Origin of the sequence: Kitasatospora purpeofusca, assembly GCF_034043715.1 — a bacterium.
GTDB classification, from domain to species: domain Bacteria; phylum Actinomycetota; class Actinomycetes; order Streptomycetales; family Streptomycetaceae; genus Kitasatospora; species Kitasatospora purpeofusca_A.
Map to the genome: position 1 here is coordinate 1 of NZ_JAXCLC010000130.1, position 9,589 is coordinate 9,589.

A 9,589-nucleotide genomic window follows, 5' to 3' on the forward strand; every position below is an offset into this window, starting at 1 on the left:
CCCCCCCCCCCCCGGCTGGTGCGGCGGTCAGTCCTTGCCCACGTCCTTGATCTTCTCGGCGGCTTGCTTGAGATCGCTCTTGGCCTGCGTGCCGCGCCCCTCGGCTTCCACCCGACGGTTGCCCGTCACCCGTCCGGCGGCCTCCTCGGCCTTGCCACGGGCCTTCTCGGCCATGTTGCGCATCTTGTCGTCGGTGGCCATCGTCCTGCCTCCCTTCGGCGAAGTGGGCGGGCTGCCCGCCCGAGCGGCGTCTGCCCGCTCCGACCCGGTCCATGCACCGTCCAGGTGGGGGCCGGGCGGCGGTCGGCAGGGCCGGTACCGGCTCGTCGCCGCCGTCACGGCGCGGGGCGCGGCCCGCGCCGCCTTCCCGCGCGCCGTCCTCGCGGGTCGCGGTGGCGGCGCGAAGTCGCCGGTCGTTCCCGGCGGCCTTCGTCCCCGGTGGCCTTCGGCCGCCCCGGTCCCGTGCGTCGCCCCCGGTCGCGCTCTTCCCGGGTCCACCCGTGTGTAGCCGCACCGGGCCCGGGCAGACGCGGGGCATGGACGTGACGACCCGGCCGCTGCCGGGACCGCCCTGCCGGGCGGTCGACCGGCCGGTACCCGTCGTCCGGCTGTCCACGGCCACCGGGGAGGGCTCCGCCGGCTCCGTCCTGCGGAGCCCCGCCGTCCTGCGGATCCGCTCCGGCGTCGGCGAGAGCCCGAGCGGTCCCGGCGGTCCCGGCGTCCCCGGCTCCGGTCTCCGCGGACCAGGACTGGGGCCCCCAGCACCGGCACGACCCGGGGGACCGTGATGAACCACCCGGGAACCGCTGCCGCGCCGGATCGGGACCAGACCCGGCGGCTCCCCCTGGGCGGCCGGGAAGGCGCCGTCCAGCAGTGCCGGGACTTCAGCCGCCGGGCCCTGCTCGACTGGAACTGGCTGGCCGTGGACAGCACGGAGCGGCCCGACGACGAGCAGGTGGCCGTCTTCGAGGACGTCCTGCTGATGGTCTCCGAGCTGGTCACCAACGCCTGCCTGCACGCCCCCGGCGGGCCGCGCGAGCTGCGGCTGCGCTGGGACACCGTCCGACTCAGGGTCGAGGTCAGCGACGCCAGCCCGGTCCCGCCGGCGCTGCGCCCGTCCGCCGACCGGGGGCAGCCGGGCGGCTACGGCCTGCGCGTGGTGGACCGGCTCGCCCGCGCCTGGGGCTCGCGGCCCGAGGACGGCGGCAAGTCGGTCTGGCTGGAAGTGGCATCCCCCCTGGAGCATCGCCCCTGAGCCCTGGAGCATCGTCCCTGAGCCGCGGTTCCGTCGGCGGGCCCGGCTCGGGTTCGGCGGGCGGCCCCGGGTCGGGGTCGGGCGGCGGGAAGGGCGGTATGGGCGGCGGCGCCGGGTCCGGCAGCGGCCGGGGCGTGGGGTCGGGGTGGGGGAACGGTTCGGTGTCCGGATGGACGGGTGGCGGGACGGTCATGACGGCCGCGCCTCCTTTCCGGGTCGTACTCGGCAGCGTCCTCGGCGCGTCGCGTCTACCCGGCGGCGCGGGGGGCAAAACGGGCCCCGTCCGCCCGTCCGCCCGTCCGCCTTGCACGCCTCTTGCGCGCCTTGAGCGGGTTACGCGCCTTGCACGCGTTGCCGAACGATCGTGCACCCCTCGCGCCCCCTCGACGCCGCGCGGCCTAGGGTTGGTGCCCGGAGATCACCAGGGCCGCCGCGCACGCGGGGGAGGTGCGGGGCCGGCCGTTTCCCACGAGATAAGCACCACGAAGGAGAACAACCATGTCGAACCGCAGGACCGTCGCGGTGGTCGGCGCGACCGGGCGTCTGGGCGAGCACGTCGTCCGCGTGCTGGCGGAACGCGGCCACGAGGTCGTGGCGATCTCGCGCTCGGCGGGCGTGGACATCGTCACGGGCGAGGGCCTCGACGAGGCGCTGGCCGGGGCCGACGTCGTCATCGACACCTCCGGCACACCCTCGGCGGACGAGACGGTGGCGACGGAGTTCTTCACCGCCGCCGCCGCCAACCTGCACGCTGCGGGCGCCCGGGCCGGGGTGGAGCTGATCGTCTCGGTGTCCATCCTCGGCATCGACGCGTCGACCGGGGGCTACTACCGAGCCAAGCTCGCCCACGAGAAGGCCCTGACGGCAGGTCCGCTGCCGGTCCGGATCCTGCGTGCCGCGCAGTTCCACGAGTTCGTCGAGCCGCTGGTCAGCTGGGGCCGCCGGGGCGACACCGTGTATGTCCCGCTGATGCGCACCCAGCTCGTCGCGGCCACGGCGGTGGCCGAGGCGCTCGTCGACCTCGCCGAAGGCCCCGCGCCCGAGCCGGGCACGGCGGCGACGCCGTTCCCCGAGATCGCCGGCCCGCGCGAGGAGAACCTCGCCAAGGCCGCCGAGTTCGTCTACGCGGCCCGCGGCGAGGACGTCACGGTCGTCGAGGTCAGCGAGGACGGGACCCCGGACCGCGAACTCCTGGAGAACGGCGCGTTCGTCGCCGGCCCCGCCACCACGCTCGCCGGACCGACGCTGGAGGAGTGGCTGGCGCGGTCCTGACCGCCGCCGCCCCGCCCGGCCGTCAGGGGGTGGCCCCCTGGTCGGCCGGGCGGACGGACCGGGCCTGCTCGATGTCGTTGATGTGGGCCTCCGTCCACTCGCGGAGGGCGCTGATCGGTCCGGCGAGGCTGCGCCCGAGTTCGGTGAGCCCGTACTCGACGCGGGGCGGCACGGTCGGGTGCACGGTGCGGGTGAGGAATCCGTCGGCCTCGAGCAGCCGAAGGGTCTGGGTGAGCATCTTCTGCGACACCCCCTCGATCCGCCGGAACAGGTCGGTGTAGCGCAGGGTGCCGTCGAGCAGGCTGTCCACGATCAGGACGGTCCACTTGCCGGCGATGTGGTCGAGGACCTGGCGGGTCGGGCACTTCGCGGAGTAGACGTCGGCCGGGAGGCCGGAGGATGCCACGGTGGTCTTCATGCGGGGAGAGTAACGCACTTTCAGGTGCCTTCTTCCCAAAAGAGAGTGACTCGCCGAGAGTTGTCGGCATGACGAACCACACGACGGACCACACGACGAACCGCGTGACGAACCACCCGGCGACCCACCCGGCGACCCGCATCACGAACCGGACGGCGAGCGACACGATGTCCGTTGCGGAAGCGATCCGCACCCGCCGCACCGTCCGCCACTACCGGCCCGAGCCGGTCTCCCCGCAACTGCTCGACACCCTGCTCGACCTGGCGGTGGAGGCCCCCACCAGCTGGAACCTCCAGGACCGCTCGATCGTGGTGGTGTCGAGCGAGGAGGGCCGGGCCGGTCTGGCCTGGGCCACGGGGGGCCAGCCCCAGCCGACCGAGGCGCCGGTGGTGCTGGTCTTCGTCGCCGAGCCGCAGGCATGGCGGGAGGACCGCGGCGACGTGTACCGGCAGGCGCGGCAGAACGGGGCGTGGAGCGAGGAGTTCGTCGCAATGTTCTCGGCCGCCTCGCAGGAGTTCCAGGAGGGCCTCGAACAGCGCGGCCTGCTCCGCGAGTACGCGGTCAAGGACGCGGTGATCGCCGCCTCCTTCGTGATGCTCGCGGCCACCTCGATGGGGCTGGCGACCTCGCCGATGAACGGCTGGGACGAGGAGAAGGTCAAGAAGGTGATCGGGATCGAGGACCGTGAGGACCTCGCCATCGCCCTGCTGGTCTCGGTCGGCCACGCCGCCGGCACCCGCCTCCACCCGGGCCGCCGCCCCCGCGGGCGCGTCGTCTTCGACGGGACGTACGGCGCCGACGCGGCCTCGCCGCCCGCCCGGCGTTAGCCCACGGCCGTCGGCCCGCTCCCAGCCCCTCCGCAGGGGGCCCGGCCGCGCCCCCTGCGAGGCGTGGCCTGCGCGTGGCGCATTGTGTACCGCCTGCTGTATTGATCACTCGTCGGGAGCAGGGGGTTGGCAGGTGGGCGACTTTCGGTAAGCTGTGAACTCAACTAATGACTATTACGGGGGTCGAGGATGGGCGAGTCCGTCATCAGCGGGCTGGTGCGGAGCTGGGTCGAGGGCTGGGTGGTGTCGCGGGGGGCGGCCGAGCCGGTGGACGAGCCGTGGGGCTGGACGGTCGATGTCGGTCAGTCGGCGCAGGTGGCCCGGCATGTGCTGCCGGAGCCGACCGAGCCCGATGTCCGCAAGCTGGTGGCGGCCACCACCGCGCCGGGTACCTGGCTGAAGTTGTTCGCCGACGACGACACCGTCCGTCCCTGGCTCGGGCCGGGCTGGCGGTTCGACGTCCCCGGGTATCTGATGACGGTGCCGCTCGCCGCCGGAGGTCCGGCCGTGCCGGCCGGTTACACCCTCACCACCTGGCAGCGTGGCGGCGTGGTCCGGGCCCTGGTCCGCACCGGGGACGGGCACTTCGCCGCGCGCGGCCAGCTCGGGCTGGCCGGGGCCGTCGCCGTGGCCGACCAGATCGAGACCGCGCCCGCGCACCGCCGCCGGGGGCTGGGCTCCGTGGTGATGCGGGCCCTGGAGGACGCCGGGCACCGCAGTGGCGCCGAGACCGGGTTCCTGGTCGCCACCCCCGAGGGGAGGGCGCTCTACAGCACCCTCGGCTGGACGCTCCGCGCCACCATGGCGAGCCTCTACTACGCCCCGGAGCCGGCGGAGTCCGCCGGGGTGTGACCGCCGCTCCGACGATCGACCGCCGCTCCGCCCAGTGACCGCCGCCCGGCCCCGGACACCTGTCCGGGGCCGGGCGGCGGTTCGGTGAGGGCCGGTCGGGCGCCGGCCTCAGGGCCGGTTCAGCACTGCGGCCGCTTGCCGTGGTTGGCGCCCTTGCGACGGGCCTTCTTCTTACGGCGACGCTTCGAGGACATCGGGCCTCCTTGGTGGGTTGGCCCCCCGTCCAAGGTCTCACACGGAGTGCCCTCCGTGGCACCGCCGGTTGCTCCGATCGAGGGCACGGCGGTCCGGTCGGCCCGGGCTCCGGTGCGGCGGACGGTCATGGGTCAGACCGCCTGCCAGAGGGCCGGGGTGTTCGGCGGCTCCCACCCGGCCTGCGCCTGGTGGCCCTGGAGGCAGCGGTAGGAGGCGCTGCCGTAGGTGACGGTGGCACCGGCCTGGTAGACGGTGCCGGCGGCCCAGGTGCCGCCCGGGTCGCCGGGGCCCGGACCGGGACCCGGGCCGGGGCCGGGGCCCTGGCCGTCCGTCCTCAGCGTCAGCCCGTAGTTCTGCAGGATCGGGTTGACCGGCTGGTAGTACGTGGTGCCGCCCTGGGAGCAGTTCCCGGTGCCGCCCGAGGTCACGCCCTGCGCCTGGGTGCCCGAGATGAAGGAGCCCCCCGAGTCGCCCGGCTCCGCGCACACACTGGTGCGGGTGACGCCCGAGACGGTGCCCTCGGCGTAGGTGACGCTGGTGTTGTGCTGCTGGATCGTGCCGCAGTGCCAGCCGGTGGTGGAGCCGGACCGGCAGACCGAGGCTCCGACCTGCTGCAGCACCGAGCCGGTCACCGCGCCGGACGCGCCGTTCACGTACGGGGTCGCGGTCCAGCTGCTGTTGGCGGCCACCCAGGACATGTCGTTGCCCGGGAAGACCGAGGCCTGGAAGCTGCCCTGGGCGGCCCGGTTGGCGCCGGTGGTGGCGGACCCGGCCCGGCCGCAGTGGCCCGCGCTGACGAAGCCCTGGGTGGTCCCCCGGGTGATCGGGAAGCCGATCGAGCAGCGGCTGCTGTTGTCGATGTAGTAGGCGTCGCCGCCGCGCAGGTCGTAGAGCGGCCGCGGGGCCTCGGCCACCGTCTCCACCCGCACCGCCGCCCGGTTCACCCCGGCCCCGGCGACCAGGCGTTCGGCGGCGACCCGGTCGGTGGCCTGCACCACGACGGTGTTGGCGGTCACATCGACGAAGCGCACCGGTGCGGCGAGCGCGTCCGCCCGGCCGGCGGGGCCGCTTCCGGCGGCCCGGTCGAGCGCGGCCAGCGCTCCGTCCAGGGCGGCGAGCGGGCGGTCCACGAGCACCGGCCGGGCACCCGCCGCGCGGATCGCGGCGAGGTCGGCGGTCCGGGTCGTGGCGACGGCCGGTGCGGCGTCCGGGCCCTCCAGCCAGGATCCGGCCCAGCCGTCGCCGAGCGCCCGGGCGAGTGAGCCGGCCAGGGCGCCCGCCCTGGCCTCGGCGGCGATCCGGGCCCGGGCCTGAGTGGCCGTCAGGCCGAGGTCGCGCCGCATCGCCTCGATCAGCTCGGGCGCGGCGGCGGCGACGCCGAGGGTGTCCGGCGCGGCCGAGGCGGCGGCCCGGGCGGCCGCGGCGGGTCCGGGAGTGGGGGAGGCGGCACCGGCGGTGCCCTGGAGGGCGGTCAGACCCAGGGCGGCGGTGGCCAGGACGGCACACGCGGCCCTGGCGGGTCGTCGGAGCATGGGGGTCTCCTGCGGGAAAGGTGTGGGGGTCGCCGGAAACCGTAGGAGCCCTGTCGGCCGCCGGGGGAGATGTCACCCGGGGGTACCGCCCGGTGCTATCGCCGCGTGGGCCGGGGCGGCCGGCAGGCGCTCGGCCGCGTGGTACAGAACACCTTTCCGTGGACCGTTCCGTCAAGACGGCCCGCACCGCGGCCTGCTGCCGCACGCTTCCGCACGCTGCCGCACGCCGCCGGACGCCGCCGCCCGGCGTGGCTCAGCGCTGCTCGACGAGGCCCAGCAGCCAGAAGTTGGCGTACCGCCCGGCGGCCGTGGCCGTCGGGTCGGCGGGGCGCCCGTTCCGGCCGAGCCGGACCCGCACCTCGTCCAACGACACCGAGGCGCCGCAGGAGTAACCGAGGGGCGCGTAGGTCTCGTCGGCTCCGCACAGCACGGACACCACCCGTCGCGCGGCGGGGAAACGCAGCACGATCTGCTGGTGGTCCGCGTACGCGACCTCCAGACCGAGCGCCAGATGCGCCCCGCCGACCAGGTACCAGCCGCTGCCGGGCCCGTCCTGCCGCAGGACCCCGGCCAGCGTCCGCAGCCGGCCCGTACCGGACTCGCCGGGCCGGGGGAATCCGCCGGGACCGCCCTGACCGGCCGGTCCACCGACGGCCCCGTAACCACCGAACGCGCCGAAGTCGTCGAAGCCCCCGTCACCCCCCAAGCCCCCGAACGAGCCGAAGTCGCCGTCCGCTGCCGGCTCGTCCCTCTCCCCGCCCACCGGTCGCCCGCCCACCGGTCGCCCGGCCGCCGAGCCGCCCGGGTGCGGCGGTGTCCCGGGCGCCACCGCCGCCGTCGCGAGCACCGCGACGGCCGCCACCGCCGCCGCCACCCTCAGTCGCCGCACCGTCCCGCCTCTCCGCCCCGTCCGACGCCCGCCCGCTCCACCGACGCCCGCCCGCCCGCTCCACCGACGCCCCGGCCGACGCCCGCCCGCCCGTACCACCGACGGACCATCCGACCACGCACCACCCCACGCCCGGCCACCCGCCGTGCCGTCCCACGGCCACGACCACCCGCCCGGGCGACACCCGCCGTCGGCACGCCCGCGAAGCCCGGCCGCGTGGTACGGCCGCGTGGTACGGCGGTCGACGGCGTGCCGTGGGAAGGGGACCTACCCGCCGGGCTGGGCCGGTGCGTCCGGAGGGGCGGCGGCCTCGCCGAGCCGGGCCAGGGCGGACAGCACGTCGGCGCGCAGCCGCGGGTTGCGGGTCGTGCCGTCGAGTACCGCGAGGGCCTGCCGGAGCCGTGCCGCCGCCTCCTCCGGACGGTCCAGCCGACGGTGGTGGTCGCCCAGGTGGTAGAGGGTGATGCTCTCCAGGACCGGATCACCGGTGGACCGGTGCCGCTCCAGGGCCCGGTGCAGGTACTCGCCCGCCTCCCGGGCGCGGCCCGCCAGCATCGCGGTCACGCCCATGTTGGTCTCGCAGACCCGGATCGCCCAATCGTCCCGGCCCTCCTCCGGCTGCGCCCGGAAGACCGTGAGCGCTCCCTGGAAGTGCAGCCGTGCCTGCCCGTAGGCACCCGTGCTGAGGCAGTGGTCACCGAGGTTGCCGATCGCGTGAGCCTCCCCGACCCGGTCGCCGATCGACGCGAACAGCGACCGGGCGAGCCGGAGTTCGGCCAGCATCTCGTCATGGCGGCGGAGCGCGCCCAGCGCCGTCGCCAGGTCGTTGCGGGCATGGCCCTCGCCGTAACGGTCGCCGGCCCGGACGGCCGCCGCGACCGCGAGCCGGGCCGCCTCCTCCCGGTCGTCCAGGTGCGGGCTGGTGAAGTAGTAGCTCCACAGGGCGACCGGCAGCCGCCAGGCCAGCGCGTCCGGACCGTGCTCGGCCGCCGCCCGCACCATGCCCAGCAGCCGGGTGTGCTCGCTCTCGCACCACCGCTGTGCCCTGGCGGCGGTGGTGAAGGCCGGCGGCTCGTACCACGGGCCGGGCGCGCCGAGCGGGATCCGCCGGCGGTGCGGGGTGAGCAGCCCGGCGGCGGCGTCGGCGTGGTGCAGGTACCAGGTGCCGAGCCGTTCGCGGGCGGCGGCGCTCACCGCCGGCCCGGTCTCGACGGCCGCGCGTTCGGCGGCGTACAGGCGGAGCAGGTCGTGCAGCCGGTAGTGGTCGCCGCCCTCGTGGGTGAGCAGGTGGGCGGTGGCCAGCTGGTCCAGGACGGGTCGCACGACCGCGACGCGTTCCCCGCAGAGCGCGGCGGCCGCAGCGGCCGTGAGACCGGAGCCCGGGGCGAGGGCCAGCAGCCGGAAGAGGGTGCGCGCGGCGGCGGGGAGGGTGCGGTAGGAGAGGTCGAGGGTCGCGCGGACGGCCGAGGCCGCGTCGTCGTCGATCGCCAGCGCGGTGAGCCGGTTCCCGGTGTCCCGCAGCTCGGCGACGTGGTCGGCGACGGTGCGGCCGGGGCGTTCGGCGAGCCGGCCGGCGGCGATCGCCAGGGCGAGCGGCAACCGGCCGCAGACGGCCGCGAGTTCGGCGACGGCGGCGGGCTCGGACCGGGCCCGCCGGGCGCCGATCACGCGGTCCAGCAGTGCGACGGCGTCCGGCGCCGGCATCAGGTCCAGGGCCAGCGGGCGGGCGCCGTCCCGGGCGGTGAGCCCGGCCAGGCCGGCACGGCTGGTGACCACGGTCAGGCACTCCGGGGCGGCGGGCAGCAGCGGGCGGACCTGTTCCGCGCTGCGCGCGTTGTCCAGGACGACCAGCACCCGCCGGTCCGCGAGCATCGACCGGTACAGCGCGGCGGCCTCCTCCGGAACGCTCGGCACCTGCTCGCCGGGCACCCCGAGCGCGCGCAGGAACCGGGCCAGGACGGCGTGCGGGGTCAGCGGCGGCTCGGCGGAGAAGCCGTGCAGGTCGGCGTAGAGCTGGCCGCCGGGGAAGCGGCCGCGGACCTGGTGCGCCCACTGGACGACGAGGGTGCTCTTGCCGATCCCGGCGCTGCCGGAGACGGCGCAGATCCGGGCGGCGGAGGCGCTGCCCGGGATCGAGGCCGGGTCTGCGGCCGGGTCTGCGGCCGGTTCCGTGGCCGGGTCCGCGGCCGGTTCCTGGTCACCGACCCTGGCCGCCGCCGCGGCGAAGGCGTCGAGGGCGGCGAGTTCCGCGTCGCGGCCGGTGAAGGTGGCGAGCGAGGGCGGCAGTTGGGCGGGTACGGGAACGCCGCGGTGGGGTCCGTGCCCGTCCTCGGCGGGGGGGCGGGGCGG

The 9,589-nt window shown here is 76.1% G+C and carries 9 protein-coding genes; 4 read left to right on the plus strand and 5 right to left on the minus strand.

Annotated features, from left to right (window positions below):
* Nucleotides 1-27 precede the first annotated feature (27 nt).
* Nucleotides 28-201: a CsbD family protein gene (locus SM793_RS35545; RefSeq protein ID WP_320443271.1), complete on the minus strand. Its 174-nt coding sequence runs from the start codon at nt 199-201 to the stop codon at nt 28-30.
* A 586-nt stretch (nt 202-787) separates the two neighbouring features.
* Here SM793_RS35545 and SM793_RS35550 point away from each other — a divergent pair.
* Both SM793_RS35550 and SM793_RS35555 read left to right on the plus strand, forming a co-directional pair.
* On the plus strand, nt 788-1,255 hold the full coding sequence (locus tag SM793_RS35550) for an ATP-binding protein (RefSeq protein WP_320443272.1): 468 nt from the start codon (nt 788-790) through the stop codon (nt 1,253-1,255).
* A 498-nt stretch (nt 1,256-1,753) separates the two neighbouring features.
* Nucleotides 1,754-2,527: an SDR family oxidoreductase gene (locus SM793_RS35555; RefSeq protein WP_320443273.1), complete on the plus strand. Its 774-nt coding sequence runs from the start codon at nt 1,754-1,756 to the stop codon at nt 2,525-2,527.
* A 22-nt stretch (nt 2,528-2,549) separates the two neighbouring features.
* On the opposite strand, the gene SM793_RS35560 is transcribed toward SM793_RS35555, so the two are convergent.
* Complete coding sequence (locus SM793_RS35560) at nt 2,550-2,945, minus strand: helix-turn-helix domain-containing protein (RefSeq protein ID WP_320443274.1); 396 nt, start codon at nt 2,943-2,945, stop codon at nt 2,550-2,552.
* A 167-nt stretch (nt 2,946-3,112) separates the two neighbouring features.
* On the opposite strand from SM793_RS35560, the gene SM793_RS35565 reads away from it, so the two are divergent.
* Together SM793_RS35565 and SM793_RS35570 are read left to right on the plus strand one after the other, a co-directional pair.
* Complete coding sequence (locus SM793_RS35565) at nt 3,113-3,772, plus strand: nitroreductase family protein (protein WP_320443275.1); 660 nt, start codon at nt 3,113-3,115, stop codon at nt 3,770-3,772.
* Nucleotides 3,773-3,961: 189 nt separating this feature from the next.
* A complete protein-coding gene (locus tag SM793_RS35570; protein ID WP_320443276.1) occupies nt 3,962-4,624 on the plus strand; it encodes a GNAT family N-acetyltransferase in 663 nt (220 codons plus the stop codon).
* 326 nt (nt 4,625-4,950) lie between these two features.
* Here the strand turns inward: SM793_RS35570 and SM793_RS35575 are convergent, their stop codons facing one another.
* From SM793_RS35575 to SM793_RS35585, 3 genes are all read right to left on the minus strand, one after another.
* Complete coding sequence (locus SM793_RS35575; protein WP_320443277.1) at nt 4,951-6,351, minus strand: carbohydrate-binding protein; 1,401 nt, start codon at nt 6,349-6,351, stop codon at nt 4,951-4,953.
* 253 nt (nt 6,352-6,604) lie between these two features.
* Nucleotides 6,605-7,240 (minus strand): hypothetical protein, encoded by a 636-nt coding sequence (locus SM793_RS35580; RefSeq protein WP_320443278.1) that lies wholly within the window; start codon nt 7,238-7,240, stop codon nt 6,605-6,607.
* A 267-nt stretch (nt 7,241-7,507) separates the two neighbouring features.
* The coding region (locus tag SM793_RS35585) for an ATP-binding protein (protein WP_320443279.1) at nt 7,508-9,589 on the minus strand (2,082 nt) is incomplete at its 5' end.

Excerpts from the sequence above, each read along its gene's own strand:
- SM793_RS35545 (WP_320443271.1), bottom strand. The coding sequence starts at position 201 with ATGGCCACCGACGACAAGATGCGCAACATGGCCGAGAAGGCCCGTGGC.
- SM793_RS35550 (WP_320443272.1), top strand. The coding sequence starts at position 788 with ATGAACCACCCGGGAACCGCTGCCGCGCCGGATCGGGACCAGACCCGG.
- SM793_RS35555 (WP_320443273.1), top strand. The coding sequence starts at position 1,754 with ATGTCGAACCGCAGGACCGTCGCGGTGGTCGGCGCGACCGGGCGTCTG.
- SM793_RS35560 (WP_320443274.1), bottom strand. The coding sequence starts at position 2,945 with ATGAAGACCACCGTGGCATCCTCCGGCCTCCCGGCCGACGTCTACTCC.
- SM793_RS35565 (WP_320443275.1), top strand. The coding sequence starts at position 3,113 with ATGTCCGTTGCGGAAGCGATCCGCACCCGCCGCACCGTCCGCCACTAC.
- SM793_RS35570 (WP_320443276.1), top strand. The coding sequence starts at position 3,962 with ATGGGCGAGTCCGTCATCAGCGGGCTGGTGCGGAGCTGGGTCGAGGGC.
- SM793_RS35575 (WP_320443277.1), bottom strand. The coding sequence starts at position 6,351 with ATGCTCCGACGACCCGCCAGGGCCGCGTGTGCCGTCCTGGCCACCGCC.